The 19255-nt window shown below is 57.8% G+C and carries 16 protein-coding genes; 12 read left to right on the forward strand and 4 right to left on the reverse strand.

Annotated features, from left to right (window positions below):
• Nucleotides 1-6 precede the first annotated feature (6 nt).
• From lepB to acpS, 6 genes are all read left to right on the forward strand, one after another.
• Entirely contained in the window at nucleotides 7-984 is a 978-nt protein-coding gene (gene lepB / locus ACUTSW_RS20565; RefSeq protein WP_062868310.1) for a signal peptidase I, read from the forward strand.
• Nucleotides 985-1166: 182 nt separating this feature from the next.
• A complete protein-coding gene (rnc, locus tag ACUTSW_RS20570; protein ID WP_004953587.1) occupies nucleotides 1167-1847 on the forward strand; it encodes a ribonuclease III in 681 nt (226 codons plus the stop codon).
• Nucleotides 1844-2752 (forward strand): GTPase Era, encoded by a 909-nt coding sequence (gene era / locus ACUTSW_RS20575; RefSeq protein ID WP_004953584.1) that lies wholly within the window; start codon nucleotides 1844-1846, stop codon nucleotides 2750-2752. Before rnc ends, era begins: the two co-directional genes overlap by 4 nt.
• Before the next feature lie 8 nt (nucleotides 2753-2760).
• Entirely contained in the window at nucleotides 2761-3492 is a 732-nt protein-coding gene (gene recO, locus ACUTSW_RS20580) for a DNA repair protein RecO (protein ID WP_004953582.1), read from the forward strand.
• Nucleotides 3493-3564: 72 nt separating this feature from the next.
• Nucleotides 3565-4296, forward strand: a complete 732-nt coding sequence (gene pdxJ / locus ACUTSW_RS20585; RefSeq protein WP_004953580.1) for a pyridoxine 5'-phosphate synthase — start codon at nucleotides 3565-3567, stop codon at nucleotides 4294-4296.
• Nucleotides 4296-4676 (forward strand): holo-ACP synthase, encoded by a 381-nt coding sequence (gene acpS / locus ACUTSW_RS20590; protein WP_004953578.1) that lies wholly within the window; start codon nucleotides 4296-4298, stop codon nucleotides 4674-4676. The genes pdxJ and acpS overlap by 1 nt, the downstream gene beginning before the upstream one ends.
• Before the next feature lie 247 nt (nucleotides 4677-4923).
• On the opposite strand, the gene ACUTSW_RS20595 is transcribed toward acpS, so the two are convergent.
• Together ACUTSW_RS20595 and ACUTSW_RS20600 are read right to left on the reverse strand one after the other, a co-directional pair.
• Nucleotides 4924-5184, reverse strand: a complete 261-nt coding sequence (locus ACUTSW_RS20595) for a YfhL family 4Fe-4S dicluster ferredoxin (RefSeq protein ID WP_062868309.1) — start codon at nucleotides 5182-5184, stop codon at nucleotides 4924-4926.
• A 53-nt stretch (nucleotides 5185-5237) separates the two neighbouring features.
• Nucleotides 5238-6086 carry a MurR/RpiR family transcriptional regulator gene (locus ACUTSW_RS20600; protein ID WP_004952146.1) on the reverse strand — a complete coding sequence of 283 codons (849 nt, stop codon included), beginning with the start codon at nucleotides 6084-6086 and terminating at the stop codon, nucleotides 5238-5240.
• Nucleotides 6087-6520: 434 nt separating this feature from the next.
• Here ACUTSW_RS20600 and murQ point away from each other — a divergent pair, with 434 nt between their 5' ends.
• From murQ to yfhb, 3 genes are read left to right on the forward strand one after another with little or no spacing between them, the layout of a single operon-like run.
• Complete coding sequence (gene murQ, locus ACUTSW_RS20605; protein ID WP_445585235.1) at nucleotides 6521-7414, forward strand: N-acetylmuramic acid 6-phosphate etherase; 894 nt, start codon at nucleotides 6521-6523, stop codon at nucleotides 7412-7414.
• 19 nt (nucleotides 7415-7433) lie between these two features.
• Nucleotides 7434-8801, forward strand: a complete 1368-nt coding sequence (locus ACUTSW_RS20610; RefSeq protein WP_434461178.1) for a PTS transporter subunit EIIC — start codon at nucleotides 7434-7436, stop codon at nucleotides 8799-8801.
• A gap of 3 nt (nucleotides 8802-8804) precedes the next feature.
• A complete protein-coding gene (yfhb, locus tag ACUTSW_RS20615) occupies nucleotides 8805-9461 on the forward strand; it encodes a phosphatidylglycerophosphatase C (protein ID WP_445585236.1) in 657 nt (218 codons plus the stop codon).
• Nucleotides 9462-9545: 84 nt separating this feature from the next.
• Here yfhb and ACUTSW_RS20620 read toward each other — a convergent pair whose 3' ends face one another.
• Nucleotides 9546-10598 (reverse strand): DUF2157 domain-containing protein, encoded by a 1053-nt coding sequence (locus ACUTSW_RS20620; RefSeq protein ID WP_063197426.1) that lies wholly within the window; start codon nucleotides 10596-10598, stop codon nucleotides 9546-9548.
• Between the two features lie 183 nt (nucleotides 10599-10781).
• Here ACUTSW_RS20620 and tadA point away from each other — a divergent pair, with 183 nt between their 5' ends.
• On the forward strand, nucleotides 10782-11288 hold the full coding sequence (tadA, locus tag ACUTSW_RS20625) for a tRNA adenosine(34) deaminase TadA (RefSeq protein ID WP_004952136.1): 507 nt from the start codon (nucleotides 10782-10784) through the stop codon (nucleotides 11286-11288).
• On the opposite strand, the gene mltF is transcribed toward tadA, so the two are convergent.
• Nucleotides 11289-12749, reverse strand: coding sequence for a membrane-bound lytic murein transglycosylase MltF (gene mltF / locus ACUTSW_RS20630; RefSeq protein ID WP_445585237.1), 1461 nt, complete (start codon nucleotides 12747-12749; stop codon nucleotides 11289-11291). It abuts the gene before it with no gap.
• Between the two features lie 275 nt (nucleotides 12750-13024).
• Here mltF and purL point away from each other — a divergent pair, with 275 nt between their 5' ends.
• Nucleotides 13025-16918 carry a phosphoribosylformylglycinamidine synthase gene (gene purL, locus ACUTSW_RS20635; RefSeq protein ID WP_445585314.1) on the forward strand — a complete coding sequence of 1298 codons (3894 nt, stop codon included), beginning with the start codon at nucleotides 13025-13027 and terminating at the stop codon, nucleotides 16916-16918.
• Between the two features lie 899 nt (nucleotides 16919-17817).
• Nucleotides 17818-19254, forward strand: coding sequence for a sensor histidine kinase (locus ACUTSW_RS20640; protein ID WP_013814167.1), 1437 nt, complete (start codon nucleotides 17818-17820; stop codon nucleotides 19252-19254).
• Nucleotide 19255: the final 1 nt, after the last annotated feature.

Raw genomic sequence — 19255 nt, forward strand, 5'->3', positions numbered from 1 at the left:
GTTTGCATGGCGAATATGTTTGCCTTGATCCTGGCCATAGCCACATTGGTCACCGGGATCATATGGGCTTTTGAGCGCTTCAAATGGGCGCCGGCCCGCCGGGAGAAGATTGCGGCGGTGAATGCACAGGCTACGGGCGCCGTAGACGATAAAACGTTGGCGAAAGTAGCGAAGCAGCCAGGTTGGATCGAAACCGGCGCGTCGGTTTTCCCGGTATTGCTGCTGGTGTTTGTGGTGCGTTCGTTTATTTACGAACCTTTCCAGATCCCATCAGGTTCAATGATGCCGACGTTGTTGATTGGCGATTTTATTCTGGTGGAGAAATATGCCTACGGCATTAAAGATCCTATTACCCAGACCACGCTAATTGAAACCGGTCATCCGAAGCGCGGCGATATTGCGGTATTTAAATATCCGCTGGATCCGAAGTTGGATTATATCAAGCGCGTTGTAGGTCTGCCGGGTGACCGGGTGACTTACGATCCGGTTAATAAACGCGTGACCGTTCAGCCATCCTGTAATAACGGCCAGTCTTGCGATACTGCACTGGCGGTGACATACAACGATGCGCAACCAAGCGATTTTGTACAGATGTTCAGCCGCAGCGGCATGGGCGAAGCCAGCAACGGTTTCTACCAGATCCCATTGAGCGATAACGTGCCGCAGGGCGGTATTCGCCTGCGCGAGCGCCAGGAAACGCTGGGCACTGTCTCTCACCATATTCTGACCGTGCCGGGCACGCAGGATCAGGTGGGCGCTTACTACCAGCAGCCGGGTAACCAACTGGCGGAATGGGTTGTGCCGGCGGGGCATTACTTCATGATGGGTGATAACCGCGACAACAGCGCCGACAGCCGTTATTGGGGCTTCGTACCGGAGAAAAACCTGGTGGGTAAAGCCACGGCTATCTGGATGAGTTTTGAAAAGCAGGAAGGTGAATGGCCAACCGGCGTAAGGTTTAGCCGTATTGGTGGAATTCATTAACCGCGCGCTTATAAACGCAGCATTATATTTCCACTCGTTGTAGAATACCTCCTCGAGCGATAAAAAGTTGGCTCCCTGTTGGGAGCCACTGCAAACGAAACAGCTTTGGATTGGCTTTCGGCGAAGCAGGCCTGTTCCGTATGCTGCAAGTTTTTGACGCATTCTTGATCTATTGGTAACTCATGAACCCCATCGTAATAAACAGGCTGCAGCGGAAGCTGGGCTACACTTTTCAACAGCAGGAGCTCTTACTGCAAGCGTTGACTCACCGTAGCGCCAGCAGTAAACACAATGAACGTCTTGAGTTTCTGGGTGACTCTATTCTTAGTTTTGTCATCGCCAATGCGCTCTACCATCGTTTTCCTCGCGTAGACGAGGGCGATATGAGCCGCATGCGTGCCACGCTGGTGCGCGGCAATACGCTGGCAGAGATGGCGCGCGAGTTCGACCTGGGTGAATGTCTGCGCCTCGGGCCGGGTGAGTTGAAAAGTGGTGGATTCCGCCGCGAATCAATCCTGGCGGATACGGTGGAGGCATTAATTGGCGGCGTGTTCCTGGATAGCGATATCCAAAACGTCGAACGACTGATTTTGGACTGGTATCGTAGCCGGTTGGACGAAATCAGCCCCGGTGATAAGCAGAAAGACCCGAAAACCCGCTTGCAGGAGTTTTTACAAGGTCGTCATCTGCCGTTGCCTTCTTATCTGGTGGTGCAGGTTCGCGGTGAGGCGCACGATCAGGAGTTTACTATCCACTGCCAGGTGAGTGGTTTGAGCGAACCTGTAGTGGGTACCGGCTCAAGCCGCCGTAAAGCCGAACAGGCAGCAGCGGAACAAGCGTTGAAAAAGCTGGAGCTTGAATGAGCGAAGAAAAACAATACTGTGGTTTTATTGCGATAGTCGGTCGTCCCAACGTGGGCAAATCCACGTTGCTCAACCAACTGCTGGGGCAAAAGGTCTCCATCACCTCGCGTAAACCGCAGACGACCCGTCACCGCATTATGGGTATCGACACCGATGGCGCCTATCAGGCTATCTACGTCGACACCCCGGGTCTGCATATCGAAGAAAAACGCGCCATCAACCGTTTGATGAACCGCGCGGCCAGCAGTTCAATCGGCGACGTAGAGCTGGTGATCTTCGTGGTAGAAGGCACTAACTGGACTGCCGACGATGAAATGGTGGTCAACAAGCTGCGCAGTCTGAAATGCCCGGTCCTGCTGGCGATCAACAAGGTCGACAACGTTACCGACAAATCCAAGCTGTTGCCGCACATTGCGTTCTTGAGCCAGCAGATGAATTTCCTCGACGTGGTGCCAATTTCTGCCGAAAAAGGCATGAATGTGGACACTATCGCCGCTATCGCGCGCAAGCTGCTGCCGGAAGCGGAACACCACTTCCCGGACGATTACATCACCGACCGCTCCCAGCGCTTTATGGCGTCGGAAATCATCCGTGAAAAGCTGATGCGTTTCTTGGGTGAAGAGCTGCCTTACTCGGTTACGGTCGAGATCGAACAGTTTGTGCCGAACGAGCGCGGTGGTTACAACGTGCACGGGTTGATTCTGGTTGAGCGCGAAGGCCAGAAGAAAATGGTCATCGGCAACAAAGGCTCGAAGATCAAAACGATCGGTATCGAAGCTCGCCACGACATGGAACAGATGTTTGAAACCAAAGTGCATCTGGAACTGTGGGTGAAAGTGAAATCGGGCTGGGCGGACGACGAACGTGCGCTGCGTAGCCTGGGCTATACCGACGACCTGAAGTAACTTCTCCAATGGACGGCTGGGAGCGCGCTTTCGTCCTGCATGGGCGACCGTACAGTGAAACCAGCCTGATGCTGGACATGTTCACGGAAGGTCATGGGCGGGTGCGCTTGCTGGCAAAAGGCGCGCGCAGCCGCCGCTCCAATCTAAAGGGTTGTCTGCAACCCTTTACTCCCCTGTTAGTGCGCTGGGGCGGCCGTGGCGAAGTGAAAACGCTGCGTAACGCCGAAGCGGTTTCTCTCGGTTTACCCCTTAGCGGCATGATGCTGTACAGCGGCCTGTACGTGAACGAACTGCTGTCGCGGGTGCTGGAGCAAGAAGCCAACTACTCGGTATTATTCTTCGATTACCTGCAATGTTTGCAGGCGCTGGCGGCGGAAGACATTTCCCCGGAGCAGGCGCTGCGCCAGTTCGAATTGGCATTGCTGAATCACCTGGGCTATGGCCTTGATTTCCTGCACTGCGCCGGCAGCGGCCAGCCGGTGGACGATGGCATGACCTACCGTTACCGCGAGGAAAAAGGCTTCATCGCCAGCCTGGTGGTGGATCATTACAGCTTTACCGGCCGCGAGCTGCGTGCGCTGGCAGAGCGTCAGTTCCCCGATGCGCAAACCTTGCGCGCCGCCAAACGCTTCACCCGCATGGCGCTGAAACCCTACCTGGGCGGCAAGCCGCTGAAGAGCCGCGAACTGTTTCGTCAGTTTGTCCGCAAGCAGCCGGATACGCCGGTCGACGACGCCTGACCTTTTCCCCTTTTGCGGCTCTGCGCCCGCGTGTAAACTGCTGGCACTGAAAATCGTTTTTAGAGGGTTGTCATGGCTGATTTGCTGCTGGGCGTTAATATCGATCACATCGCCACGTTACGTAACGCGCGCGGAACCCAATATCCGGATCCGGTTCAGGCGGCATTTATCGCCGAACAGGCGGGGGCTGACGGGATTACCGTGCACCTGCGTGAAGACCGCCGCCACATCACCGATCGCGATGTGCGTATTCTGCGTCAAACCATCCAGACGCGCATGAATCTTGAAATGGCCGTGACCGACGAAATGTTGGATATCGCCATTGAATTGAAGCCGCAGTTTTGTTGTCTGGTACCGGAAAAGCGCGAAGAAGTCACCACCGAAGGTGGGCTGGACGTTGCCGGGCAACAGGACAAAATGGCCGTGGCGGTGGAGCGCCTGGCACAGGCCGGCATTCTGGTGTCGTTGTTTATCGACCCGGATCATCGTCAGATTGATGCGGCGGTGGCGGTTGGCGCTCCCTATATTGAAATCCATACCGGTGCCTATGCCGAAGCCACAGGCGAGCTGGCGGTGAAGGCCGAGCTGCATCGTATTGCGGTCGCGGCTACCTATGCCGCCGGCAAGGGCCTGAAGGTCAATGCCGGTCATGGCCTGACTTACCATAATGTTCAACCGATAGCTGCGTTGCCAGAGATGTATGAACTGAATATCGGGCACGCCATTATCGGCCAGGCAGTAATGAGTGGGTTGCCGGCAGCGGTTGCCGACATGAAATTGCTGATGCGGGAAGCACGTCGCTAATGGCAGTGCTGGGGCTGGGTACCGACATCGTTGAGATGGCGCGCATCGAAGCCGTGGTGGAGCGCAGCGGCGATCGCCTGGCACGCCGTGTGCTGAGCGCGGCCGAGTGGGAGGTGTATCAGCAGCATCAGCAGCCGGTACGTTTTCTCGCCAAGCGCTTCGCGGTGAAAGAAGCGGCCGCCAAGGCTTTCGGTACCGGCATCCGCAACGGGCTGGCATTTAATCAGTTTGAAGTGTTCAATGACGGTCTCGGCAAGCCGAACATTCGCCTGCATGCTCGCGCAGCCGAGCTGGCGCAGGAGATGGGCATTACCGCCATCCACGTCTCGCTGGCGGATGAACGCCGTTACGCCTGTGCCACGGTAATTATTGAAGGCTAAGGCGGCATCAGCCGTAAAACAAAAGGGCGCCTGTTGGCGCCCTGAGGTTGATGACAAAGTTGTCTTTGAGTCCGAGATACCCGGGCCTAGCGCACCGAGGGGCCATTATGGGACACATCCCTGTGTCCCACCCTGCGGGTCGACGGCCAAGGCCGTTACGACCCCTTCGGCACGCTCTCCCTAATAACGGGCTTTGTCAGCCGTCTGAGGGCGCCTGTTGGCGCCCTTGTCGATCGGAAGGTGGCGGTTACAGCCGATCGGCGTGATGCAGCATCACAAACTTGTCCCACAGCTGTTCGTTGCTTTCACTGTGCTGCGGGTTAACGATAATGGTGTTATCGATCGGGCATACCTGCTGGCAGGTTGGGATATCGTAATGGCCAACGCACTCGGTGCAGCGATCGGTGTCGATCTGGTAGATATCCTCCCCCATCGAAATGGCCTGATTCGGGCATTCCGGCTCGCACATATCGCAGTTGATGCATTTGCGTGTGATTAGCAGGGCCATGGTTTATCTCTCATCATTAATAGGGGTATTTTGCGCAGCGCGGATTATAACGTCTAAACCAGTTTTTTCACTAACTGTTCGCTGTGTTTGATACGGTCGCGGGCATGATCGAGATCGTGCTGAATCAAGGCCATGAACAGCAGGTCGGTGAGGGCGAACTGGGCGGTGCTGGAAGAAATAGCGGCGCTGCGGGTGTTGGGTTCCTCTGCGATGGTATACAGGCAGTGATCGGCGCGTTGCTGCAGCCCGTTCGGCGAGAAACTGGTCAGCGCCAGCACCTTGGCCCCGGCCAGGCGGGCTTCCTCCGCCGCCAGGTTGATTTCCCGCCGTTCCCCGCTGAATGAGATCGCCAGCAGCAAATCCCGCTTGTCCAGTGCCTGTACTGCCGCCAGTTGGACATGCATATCCGGCTCTGCTATCGCCATCACGCCAATTTTCAGCAGCTTGTAGGAGAAATCCTTGGCGACCAACCCGGAAGCGCCGATCCCCACCAAAATGATCCTTCGCGCCTGACGCAGCATATCCAGCGCCTGATGCAGACGCTCTTCGCTATTGATATCCAGCGTGGCGCGCAACGCGGATTGCTTTTCCACCAACAGCTTTTCGCCGACCGTTTTCAGCGCATCGCTGCTGAGGATCCGGTTATGCACGGTGACCGCCGGCTCGGCCTGCGGCTGGGCCAGGGTTTCGCTCAGCGCCAGCTTCAATGCAGGAAAGCCTTTGTAGCCCATCTTCTGAGCAAATTTCACCACGCTCGACTGACTGACCCCAGCCAACTGGGCCAGCTTTTGCGAGCTGAGATGGCGCGCCTGCTGAGCATTATGCAGCAGGAAATCCGCCAGTTTGCGGTCGTTTTGAGCCAGCGTCGGATACATCTGACGAATGCGAAGAAGGGTACTCATAAGGTTGTGTCCCATAATTGATCGTGGCACCGTCGCAGACCCAAAAGTCCGTAATCAAGGCGGAGGGTGCAAAGCATAGCGGACCTATGTTTAAACCCGACAACACAGAGTGCGGGCTTTTGGGGCGCGACCCGAAGGGCTGGGGCCATTTGAACGCGCACCTGTGTTACGAGCCGCTTATTTGGCCCACCAAACCTCACGACTCGTGCCTGGTTGCGCGCTCACATGACCGCCAGCGGTGCTCACGTGCAACTATGGGGCGCAACCCGTATTTCCCTGGAAACCAGCGGGTATTCTGCCACGCCGGCGGCGAAAACGCGCAGTGAAAATTTTTTGTGAGCTCGTCTTTAAAATAGCAAATAGTGCTCGCTTTAATGAATAAAATATTCAAATAATGTTTTTATGTTTGGAATTAAAAATTCAAAGGTAAACAAATGAACCTAGGCGCATTGGTATCTGAAACCCGTAACCCAGCCACCATGGGGCTGGATGAAATGTCGACGCTGGAGATGGTGAGCTGCTTTAACCGGGAAGACCGCAAGGTGCCGGAAGCGATTGAAAAAGTGCTCCCGGCCATCGCGGAGGCGGTGGATCTGGCGGCGGCGGCGTTGAAGGCCGGCGGCCGGTTGATTTATCTGGGGGCGGGTACCAGCGGCCGTCTTGGCGTGCTTGACGCCTCCGAATGCCCGCCCACCTTCGGCGTGCCGCATGGCAGGGTCGTTGGGCTGATAGCCGGCGGGCCGGGCGCGCTGCTGAAGGCGGTTGAAGGCGCAGAAGATGATGCAGCCCTGGGAGAGGCCGATTTGCAAGCGCTGACGCTGACGGCCACCGACATGGTGGTGGGGCTGGCGGCGTCCGGGCGTACGCCTTATGTGATCGGCGCCTTGCGCTACGCGCGTCAGTTGGGGTGCCCGACGGCGGCGATTTCCTGTAACCCGGATTCACCCATCGCCCACGAAGCGCAGGTGGCGATTTCACCTGTAGTGGGGCCGGAGGCGTTGACCGGCTCGACGCGCATGAAATCCGGCACCGCGCAAAAACTGGTGTTGAACATGCTGTCGACCGGCGCGATGGTCAAACTGGGCAAGGTATATCAGAACCTGATGGTGGACGTGAAAGCCACTAACGTAAAACTGGTGGATCGCGCCTGCCGCATCGTCGCGGAAGCCACCGGCGCCGAACGCAGCCAGGCGGAGGCGGCGCTGACGCAGACCGGTTTTGAAGTCAAACCGGCGATTCTGATGATTCTGGCCGGTATTGGTGCTGAAGAAGCGCAGCGTCGCTTGCAGCAGCACGACGGCTATTTGCGTGCGGCATTGACGCGTTAAACCACACTTGGGGCGGGCGATGGACAAGACAACGGCACTGGCAACACAGATACTGGCGGGGATTGGCGGCGAGGAGAATATCCTCAGGCTGGAGAACTGCATGACGCGGGTTCGTGTCGAAGTCCGCGACGAACTGCGCCTGGATTTACCGGCGCTCAAGCAGTTGCCGGGCGTTAAGGGCTATATCAAGCAGGGCGATCAGCATCAGTTTATTGTCGGTCCGGGCGCCGCCGCCAAGGTGGTGGACGCCATGCGTTCGCTGCTCAACGGTGCTCCCGCCGTGCTGGCGGGCGGTGATGATATCGCTCGTACCAAGGCGCAGGCCAAGCAGAAATACGCAGCCCCGATGAGCGGCGCACTGAAAAAACTGGCCGATGTTTTTATCCCGCTGATACCGGCGTTCATTGCCTCGGGCCTGATTACCGGCATCATCAATCTGCTGAAGCGGCCCGACATCGCCGGCGAGCTGGCGGTTAACTACCCCAACGTACTTGGGTTGCTGGCGATTTTCGGTAGTGCGGTGTTCGCCATCATGAACATTTTGGTGGGAGTCAACGCCGCCCGGGTGTTTGGCGGTTCGCAGGCGATGGGCGGCGTGATGGCCGGCATTCTCTCCAGCCCGGCGCTGGCGCAGATTACGCTGTTCGGCGAGGCGTTGCAGCCGGGGCGCGGCGGGGTGATTGCGGTGCTGCTGGTGGTGGCGCTGATGTGTTGGGTGGAAAAACGTCTGCGCAACCTGCTGCCGGAGTCGATCGAGCTTATCCTCAATCCGTTGTTGACCACGTTGGTGACCGCGTCGCTGGCGATTATGATTTTGCAACCGCTCGGCGGCTACATCTCGGACGCCATCGCCCACGGTGCCAATCTGGCGATCGACAAGGGCGGGTTGCTGGTGGGCGCGGTACTGTCCGGGTTGTTCCTGCCACTGGTGCTGTCCGGTCTGCATCAGGGATTGGTGCCGATACATGTCGAGCTGGTGCAGGCGCACGGCTCCAACCCGCTGCTGCCGATCCTGGCGATGGCGGGAGTGGGGCAAGTGGGAGCTGCATTGGCGGTATTAATGAAAACCCGCAACGCGCGCCTGAAAAAGGTGATCAAAGGGGCGCTGCCGGTCGGTATTCTCGGCATTGGCGAACCGCTGATTTTCGGTGTGACTTTGCCGCTGGGTAAGCCTTTTATTGCCGCCTGCCTCGGCGGCGCGGTGGGGGGCGCGCTGATCAGCTACTGGAAAGTGGCGACGGTGATTACCTTCGGTATTTCAGGTTTGCCTTTGGCGCTGACCATTGTCTCGGGTAAGGTGATGTTGTATCTGGCCGGTATGGTGATTACGATTGTGGCTGGATTTATTTTCACCTGGATAATGGGATTCAATGATCCTGAGGAGTAACGTTTGAGCGAGAAACAGAACCAGGAGGCCGTGGAAGGTCGCCGCGTGGTGTTCTTTGATCTGGACGGTACGCTGCATCAGGAAGACATGTTTGGCAGTTTCTTGCGTTTCTTGCTGCGTCACCTGCCGCTTAATCTGCTGTTGGTGGTGCCGCTGTTGCCGGTGGTCGGGCTGGCGATGTTGATGATGGGGCGCGCTGCGCGCTGGCCGATGAGTGTCTTGCTGTGGTCGATCACCTTTGGCCGTTCGGAGACCAGGTTAAAGGCGCTGGAACAGCAGTTCGTCAGCTATTTCCGCAATAAGGTGACCGCGTTTCCGGTGGTGCAAATGCGTCTGCGTCAGTACCTCGATGTGCACGATGCGCAGGTGTGGCTGATCACCGGTTCTCCGGAACGGCTGGTGGAGCAGGTTTATCGGGACTCCGCTTTCCTGTCGCGGGTGCGCCTGGTCGGCAGCCGCATTGTACGCAGTTACGGCGGCTGGGTGTTGACTATGCGCTGTCTTGGCGTCCAGAAAGTGACGCAACTGGAGCAGCGTCTCGGCGCGCCGCTCAGGTTGTACAGCGGTTACAGTGACAGCAAGCAGGACAACCCGCTGCTGTATTTTTGCGAGCACCGCTGGCGGGTCAGCAAGCTGGGTGAGTTGCAGCAGTTGGAGTAAGCAAAGGGGCGGATTTCCGCCCTTTGCCGTTTATATCCCCTCTGGTTTTCCAATTGAAGCGTGAAAGACGGCAGCCATAGCGCCTTAATCATCGGTCAGATCGTGCGGCTTGCGTCCCAACTGCCATATTTTCTCCGCATAGTGCCCCAGCGCCCACAGGCTCAGACCGAGCACCACAAAGAAAATCGCCTTGGGCATGCTGTCCCAGAAAAATTCGAAGAAGCGGGTATAAAGGTTGATGCACAGGAAGGTCAGACCGAATCCGCGCAGCATGGCGTCATCACGTTTCAGCCCCAGCCAGATGACCACTGCGGCGGCGATACCGAACAGCAGGCTCCAGTGGAACAGTTCGATCTGGCGCACGCTATACCAGCTGTCAAGATCGCCGTAATTGCCGAAGATCGACAGCAGCCACAGGGCGATAAACAAATACAGCAGCCCCATCGCCAGCGAAACCCGCTCCAGCCCACGCCGTGCAAGCAGCGGTTGCAGCAGCAATGCTGCGGCGATCAGGGCTGCGCCGAAGGCGATAAAGCGAATCGGGAAGCTCATGCCCAGCCAGTAAGCGCCCCAGCCGGACAGGTAACCGGTTTCGGCGCCGAAGGCGTTGCCAAGCGACAGCAGGGCAAACCACCACACCAGCCCGGAGCGGCTGAACCAGCCAATCAGGCCGTAAAGCAGAGCGGCGAACATCAGCAGCAATGAAACCCGGCCACTGCCGTTGTCCAGCCAGACGCCCATTTGCCACAGCGCGCAGGCGGTGAAGAGCACGGCAATGAACAGCGCGGCCTCATTACCGTAGCGTTTTTCCGGGTGGCGACGGCGACGGCGCAAGGCCCAGGTATAGGCCAGCGCGGCCAGTATGCCGGCCATCGCCATGCGAACCGGCGCATCGAAGCGGAACAAGCCGCTCAGCCAATCCAACAAATCGCTGTCGGCGAACAGGCTGGTGATGGCAATGACCAGCGAGGCCAGTGCGGCGAGAAACGCATAACGCGCCAGCCGCCGCCAGTCGAAAGGCTGGACTTCTACATGCTGCAACAACTGCTCTTGCTGTTGCACCGTCAGCGCGCCTTCGCCTACCCAGCCGTTCAGGGCTTTGCGTACCACGGCGGCGTTCTTCTTGCTGAATTTCATGTTTCTTATCCCTGATAACATTGCTATTCGTTCAGTATATACCCGTTGCATTTCAAGCCGCAGCGTTCGGCTCCGCACCCGGCCGGCAGGGGCGAATATATTCACCCCGGTTAACGCGGGCGCAGCATGCAGCGCACCTACTGTGTATAATGCCCGCCGCAAAAGCGCACGAGGAATTATGCGATGACTGAATATAACGATGAATACTGGATGCGTCAGGCGTTGCTGCTTGCCCAGCGTGCTCAGGAAGAAGGCGAGGTGCCGGTGGGTGCGCTGCTGGTGCTGGACAATCAGGTGATTGGCGAAGGCTGGAACCGGCCGATTGGCCGTCACGATCCTACCGCGCATGCGGAGATCATGGCGCTGCGGCAGGGCGGAGCGGTGTTACAGAACTATCGCCTGTTGAATGCCACGTTGTATGTCACCCTGGAGCCGTGCGTGATGTGCGCCGGCGCAATGGTTCACAGTCGCATTCGTCGGCTGGTGTACGGCGCGGCCGATGTGAAAACCGGTGCGGCAGGGTCGCTGGTGGATATTTTGCGCCATCCCGGCATGAACCATCAGGTGGAGATCGCTTCAGGCGTGTTGGCGGACGAATGCGCCGCGACGCTGAGCAACTTTTTCCGCCTGCGCCGCGAGCAGAAAAAAGCGCTTAAGCTGGCGCAACGTGCGGCGGATAAGCCAGAGTAATTAGTGGTTAAGTGCCAGTTCCGGTATAACAACCGGATAGCCTTCCCCCAGCGCCGCCTGTTCGGCCGCTTCCTGCGCCGCCTTCCTCTCTTTTTCTTGCAGATAGCCGACCAGGCTGACCTGATAGCGGCGAATGTTTTCCACGTAGTTATAAGCTTCGCGTCCGCGCGCATAGCCGTAGGTCAGCTGCGGGTAATAACGTTTTTGGCTGAGCATCGGCAGGCGCTGTTTGACGTCCACCCAGCTGTCCGGGTTGCCTTTTTGCATTTTGGTCAGCTTGCGGGCGTCGAGCATATGGCCCCAGCCCATGTTGTACGCTGCCAGCGAGAACCAGATGCGTTCATCTTCCGGTACGCTGTCGGGCACTTTGGCCATTAACCTCTGCAGGTAAAGTGCGCCGCCCTGAATGCTTTCCTCGGGATCCAGACGATCGTTGACCCCCAGGCCGTCGGCGGTGGCCCGCGTCAGCATCATCAGGCCGCGCACGCCGGTGGGCGAGGTTGCCTGCGGGTTCCAGTGCGACTCCTGATAGGCGATGGCCGCCAGCAATTTCCAGTCGATCTCATTTGCGTATTTTTCAAACAGCGAGCGGAAGGTCGGCAGCACCGAGTCGATGGCTGACAGAAAGGTTCGGGTATCGACGTAATCGAAACTGCCGACGTGGCCGAGATACTTCTCTTCCAGCCGCGCCAGCGTGCCGTCGTCCACCATCTGGCTATAGAAATCCAGCATCGCCGCATACAGGCTGTCATCGTTGCCGCGCTTCAGATACCAGGTGACCGGCTCTTCATCGGTGACGTCGAACGCAACCGCCAGTTGCGGGTGGATGCGTTGCAGCAGGGCAATAGTCACAGAGTCGCCCAGGGTATAGTCCAGTTTGCCGTCGGCCACCTGTTCCAGCAACTCTTTTGAGGTCAGATCGCTGGAGGCTTCCCAACTGAGGTCCGGGAATTTACTTTGCTTAAGCTGTTTCAGCGTGCTGACGTGCGCGGAACCGGAAGCGACCGCCAGCTTGCCTTTAATGTCGGCAAAGGTTTTTGGCCGTGGGGTGCCCAGGCGATAGACCAACTGCTGGGAAACGGAATAATAGGCCGGGCCGGTGCGAGCGCGGCTGAGGCGATCCTGGTTGTAGATCAGGCCGGCGGCCAGCAGATCGGCGTCGTCATCGTCCAGATCGTCAAACAGGTCATTGATATTGTTGTGCGGGATCACCACCAGCTTCACGCCCAGGTAATTGGCGAAGCGTTTCGCCAGCTCGTAGTCGAGCCCACCCGGCCCCTGCTTGGTGGTGAAATAGGTTAGCGGCGTGTTCAGCGTACTGATACGCAGCTCGCCACGGGATTTGATCTCTTCGAGTTGCCCTCCCTGGCCACCGCGCCAGGCAATATTGGGCCACAGGGCGAGCGCCAGAAGCAAGGTAACAACACCGATGAGAATGTAGTTTATTTTTAGGCGTTTCAAATAGTTATCCAGTGGTAGTACGGGTGCGCCGGTGACCGATGGTCAGTCTTTTCTTATGGTTAAATCACCAGTGCGGGAGCATTTTGCGCAACAAAACGCCAGCGTGCAACTTTATTGACACGTTATGACAATTCGAGGGGGCGAACAGCTTTTATCAATAATAGCTGCGCAAACGGTTTCGTCGGCGGCGTAGATTCTCTATAATGGCGCGCGTTTTCCCCTGTTGCGCCCAAAGAAGTGCTGAAGTCAGTTGCTTCGAAGACGAGAGAACTTTGATTATGGAAATACTGCGTGGTTCGCCCGCTTTGTCGGCTTTTCGTATTACCAAACTGCTGTCCCGCTGTCAGGACGCTCAACTTCCGGTCAGTGATATCTACGCCGAATACGTCCACTTTGCCGATGTTAACGCACCGCTAAGTGCCGAAGAACATGGCAAGCTCACGCGCCTGCTCAAGTACGGCCCCTCTCTCGCCGAACATGCCCCTGAAGGCCGCCTGCTGTTGGTGACGCCGCGTCCGGGTACCATTTCCCCCTGGTCTTCCAAAGCCAGCGATATCGCCCACAACTGCGGTTTGAAGCAAGTGGTGCGGCTGGAGCGCGGCCTGGCGTTTTACGTCAAGGCGCCGACGCTGACCGAAGCGCAGTGGCAACAGCTTGCCGCGTTGCTGCACGATCGCATGATGGAAACGGTATTCAGCGAACTGCAGCAGGCAGAACAGCTTTTTGCTCAGCATCAGCCGGCGCCGTACCAGGCGGTGGACGTGCTGGGCGAAGGTCGCTGCGCGCTGGAACAGGCCAACCTCAAGCTGGGGCTGGCGCTGGCGCAGGATGAAATCGACTATCTGCTGAATGCCTTTACCGGTCTGGGGCGCAACCCGACGGATATCGAACTCTATATGTTCGCGCAGGCCAACTCCGAGCACTGCCGCCACAAGATTTTCAACGCCGACTGGATCATCGACGGCGAACAGCAACCTAAGTCGCTGTTCAAAATGATCAAAAACACCTTCGAGCAGACGCCGGATTACGTACTGTCTGCTTATAAAGACAACGCGGCGGTTATGGAAGGCTCTCAGGTTGGCCGTTTCTTTGCTGCGCCGGAAAACGGCCAGTATGACTACCATCAGGAAGACGCGCATATCCTGATGAAGGTGGAAACCCATAACCACCCGACGGCGATCTCCCCATGGCCGGGTGCCGCTACCGGTTCCGGCGGCGAGATCCGCGACGAAGGCGCCACCGGTCGCGGGGCCAAGCCCAAGGCGGGTCTGGTGGGCTTCTCGGTTTCCAACCTGCGTATTCCTGGTTTCGAACAGCCGTGGGAACAGGACTTCGGCAAACCGGATCGCATCGTGACCGCACTGGATATCATGACCGACGGCCCATTAGGCGGCGCGGCGTTCAACAACGAATTCGGTCGTCCTGCGCTGGTAGGCTACTTCCGTACTTATGAAGAGCAGGTCAACAGTCACAACGGCGTCGAACTGCGCGGCTACCACAAGCCCATCATGTTGGCAGGCGGTATCGGCAACATCCGCGCCGATCACGTGCAGAAGGGCGAAATCACCGTGGGCGCCAAGCTGGTGGTGCTCGGCGGCCCGGCGATGAATATCGGCCTGGGCGGCGGTGCGGCTTCTTCCATGGCGTCCGGTCAGTCCGATGCCGATCTGGATTTCGCCTCGGTGCAGCGCGACAACCCGGAAATGGAACGTCGCTGTCAGGAAGTGATCGACCGCTGCTGGCAGTTGGGCGAACAAAACCCGATTCTGTTTATCCACGACGTAGGTGCCGGCGGCCTGTCTAACGCCATGCCGGAACTGGTCAGCGACGGTGGCCGCGGTGGCCGTTTCGAACTGCGCGACATCCTTAACGACGAGCCGGGCATGAGCCCGCTGGAAGTGTGGTGCAACGAATCGCAGGAACGCTATGTGATGGCGATTGCGCCGGCGCAGATGGCGCAGTTTGACGAAATTTGCCGCCGTGAGCGCGCACCTTATGCGATGATCGGCGAAGCTACCGAAGAACTGCATTTGACGCTGAACGACAACCATTTCGACAATCAACCGATCGATATGCCGTTGGACGTGCTGCTGGGCAAAACGCCGAAAATGACGCGTGACGTGACCAGTCTGCAAGCCAAAGGCGAGCCGATCCAACGTGCGAACATCACCCTGGAGGATGCGGTAAAACGCGTTCTGCATTTGCCGGCGGTGGCAGAGAAAACCTTCCTGATCACTATCGGCGACCGCACCGTAACCGGCATGGTAGCCCGTGACCAGATGGTTGGCCCGTGGCAGATCCCGGTAGCCGACTGCGCGGTGACCACCGCCAGCTTGGACAGTTACTACGGTGAAGCGATGTCGATTGGCGAACGTGCGCCGGTTGCCTTGCTGGACTTCGCCGCCTCCGGCCGCCTGGCGGTAGGGGAAGCGCTGACCAACCTGGCCGCGACCGAAATCGGTTCGCTCAAGCGCGTGAAGCTTTCCGCTAACTGGATGGCGGCAGCCGGTCACCCGGGTGAAGACGCTGGCCTGTATGCCGCGGTGAAAGCGGTGGGCGAAGAGCTTTGCCCGGCGCTGGGCATCACCATTCCGGTGGGCAAAGACTCGATGTCGATGAAAACCCGCTGGCAGGAAGGCGAAGAGCAGCGCGAAATGACGTCGCCGCTGTCGCTGGTGATCACCGGGTTTGCCCGCGTGGAAGACGTTCGCCACACAGTGACGCCGCAACTGCGTACCGATAAGGGCGAGAGTGCGCTGTTGCTGATCGATCTGGGCAACGGCCATAACGCACTGGGCGCTACCGCACTGGCGCAGGTTTACCGCCAACTGGGCGACAAGCCGGCCGACGTGCGCAATGTAGAACAGCTGGCAGGCTTCTTCAACGCCATGCAGCAACTGGTGGCCGATCGCGCGTTGCTGGCTTACCACGACCGTTCCGACGGCGGCCTGCTGGTCACGCTGGCGGAAATGGCATTTGCCGGCCACTGCGGCGTGAACGTGGATATCAAAGGGCTGGGCGACGATGCGCTGGCAGCGCTGTTCAACGAAGAACTGGGCGCGGTGATTCAGGTCACGGCCGACCGGCTTGAAGCGGTGCAACAGGCCTTTGCTCAACACGGCCTGACGGACAATGTGCATCACATCGGCAGTGTGCAGGCCGGCGATCGCTTTGTCATTACTCAGGGCGACAAAGCGCTGTACAGCCAAAGCCGCGCGACCTTGCGCACCTGGTGGGCGGAAACCACCTGGCAGATGCAACGCCTGCGCGATAACCCGGAATGCGCCGATCAGGAGCACCAGGCCAAGCAGGACGACCGCGACCCGGGGCTGAACGTCAAGCTGACCTTTGCGCCGGAAGAAGACATTGCCGCGCCGTACATCGCCAAGGGCGCACGCCCTAAAGTGGCGGTGCTGCGCGAGCAGGGCGTCAACTCCCACGTTGAGATGGCGGCAGCCTTCCACCGCGCCGGCTTCGATGCGGTAGACGTTCATATGAGCGATCTGCTGGAAGGGCGTCGCGATCTGCAAGACTTCCATACGTTGGTTGCCTGTGGTGGTTTCTCATACGGCGACGTACTGGGTGCCGGCGAAGGCTGGGCGAAGTCGATTCTGTTCAACGACCGCGTTCGTGACGAATTCGAATCCTTCTTCCACCGTCCGCAAACCCTGGCATTGGGTGTGTGCAACGGTTGCCAGATGATGTCGAACCTGCGCGATCTGATCCCGGGTGCCGAACACTGGCCACGTTTCGTACGCAACCTGTCGGATCGTTTTGAAGCGCGTTTCAGCCTGGTGGAAGTGGCGGCCAGCCCGTCGCTGTTCATGCAGGGCATGACCGGTTCACGCATGCCGATCGCCGTATCCCACGGTGAAGGGCACGTTGAAGTGCGCGATGCAGCGCATCTGGCGGCGTTGGAAAGCAGTGGTCTGGTGGCATTGCGCTTTGTGGACAATGCCGGTCAGGTAACGGAAACCTATCCAGCTAACCCTAATGGTTCTCCAAACGGCATCACCGCAGTGACCAGCAGCAACGGCCGTGCGACGGTGATGATGCCGCACCCGGAACGTGTATTCCGTACCGTGAGCAACTCATGGCATCCGGAAGAGTGGGGCGAAGACAGCCCGTGGATGCGCATGTTCCGCAACGCCCGCAAGCAATTGGGCTAAGCGGTTACCACGCGGTAATGAAAGGGGCGCAAGAGATTGCGTCCCTTTTTACTTATTGCGCCGGTGCCGGTTTGCCGTTGTCTGCATTTTGCGACAGAGAACCTTTTTCATGTCTCTAAAAAGAGACACTTAACTCATTGATTTGTAATGGTGAAAAATTAATTGGCTTAAGTTGTCGGTTTTTGGCGACAGGGTGATTATTTTTTAATCGACCCATGGCAGGTCAATTTGATCTTATAGGCTGTGTTTTTATTTATTTATTAATATATTCAATGTGTTAATAAATGTATTGAAAAGTTGGCACGTAAAGTGCATTATTATCCCCAGTTGCTCATTCAACTTTTTATGACGGCCCCGTATTTAGACGGAAGTTTGCCTCATAAGCCTCCGAATGATGCCAAAGAAATGGTGCCTATCGTCCAACCAAACCGATAACAGACGCGCAAGCGGCTTTATCAAGCATCGGGCGACACGTGGAGTGAGGCACCGCCTGTATCCAACTGTGATGAGTGTTCATCAATCCCGGATACTTATGGATGCTATTCGTCCTGTTCGATGCCAGCCTTGTGCTACATCACCCTGGGGACGAGATTCAAGGGCATCCACACTTTCTTGCGATGGGGCAGTCCTGCCCCAGCGTCAAATACCCCTCATACTTGAAGCTGCATCTGTGTTGACTGCACTTGTGCGCCCCAGTCACTTACTTGAGTAAGCTCCTGGGGACTTACAAGCTTGTCGCCTTGATGCAACTCCAATTATTTTGGGTATATACGATAGGTCCAAACGCAAACTCCCTACCTACGGCACGCTTCCCTATATTTTCCTGACGCTTCGCCGAACGCCGGGCTTTCCTCTCACCGGTGACTCGGTTAGCATCGAAGCAGATGAGAGACAATGAGATGATTTCGTTGAAAAGATGGCGTTTATTCCCCCGCTCGCTGCGTCAGCTGGTCCTGATGGCGTTTCTGCTGGTGCTGCTGCCGCTGCTGGTGCTGGCTTATCAGGCTTATCAAAGCCTGGATCATCTCAGCGCGCAGGCGGCGGATATCAACCGTACCACGCTGGTGGATGCGCGGCGCAGCGAGGCGATGACCAGCGTGGCGCTGGAGATGGAGCGCAGCTACCGTCAGTATTGCGTGCTGGTCGATCCCACCCTGGAGCGGCTGTACCAAAATCAACGTAAGCAGTATTCGCAGATGCTGGACGCCCATGCGCCGATCCTGCCGGATGAACGCTATTATCAAACGTTGCGCAGCCTGCTGACCCAGCTCGCTGCGATTAAATGCCAGAGCAGCGGGCCGGACAAACAGGCATCGACGCTGCTGGAGTCTTTCTCGCGTTCCAACGCCGAGATGGTGCAAGCTACGCGCGCCGTAGTGTTCTCGCGCGGCCAGCAGTTGCAGCAGGCGATTGCCGAACGCGGCCAGTTTTTCGGCTGGCAGGCGCTGATGCTGTTTCTGGTCAGCGTGTTGCTGGTGGTGCTCTTCACTCGCATGATTATCGGCCCGGTGAAAGCGGTGGAGCGCATGATCAACCGTCTGGGGGAGGGGCGAGCGCTGGGCAGCACCGAGTCGTTTAAAGGCCCGCGTGAGCTGCGTTCGTTGGCGCAACGCATCATCTGGTTGAGTGAACGCCTGGCGTGGCTGGAGTCGCAGCGGCATGAGTTCCTGCGCCATATCTCGCATGAATTGAAAACGCCGTTGGCCAGCATGCGCGAGGGGACGGAACTGTTGGCAGACGAAGTGGCCGGCCCGCTGACCTCCGATCAGAAAGAAGTCGTGACTATTCTCGATAACAGCAGCCGCCACCTGCAACTGCTGATAGAGCAGTTGCTGGATTACAACCGTAAACTGGCCGATGGCCCGGCGGAGCATGAGAATGTTGAGCTGCGCGATATGGTCGAGTTGGTGGTCGCCGCGCACAGTTTGCCGGCCAGGGCGAAAATGATCCGCACCGAGATCACATTGGATGCGGAAATCTGCTGGGCAGAGCCTACGCTTTTAATGCGCGTGCTGGATAATCTCTACTCCAATGCGGTGCACTACGGCAAGGAATCCGGTAACATTTGGATTCGCAGCCGTCAGGTTGGGCAACGAGTGCAGATTGATGTCGCCAACAGCGGCACGCCCATCCCCGAGGCCGAACAAACCATGATTTTTGAGCCTTTTTTCCAGGGTAGCCACCAGCGAAAAGGGGCGGTAAAAGGAAGCGGTCTGGGGTTGAGCATCGCTCAGGATTGTATCCGCCGGATGCGCGGTGAATTGCAGCTGGTCGAAGTCGCCGGCGCAGACGTCTGCTTCCGCATTGAATTGCCATTAACCGCCGAGAATGAATAAA

This window comes from Serratia sp. TSA_198.1 (assembly GCF_052686505.1).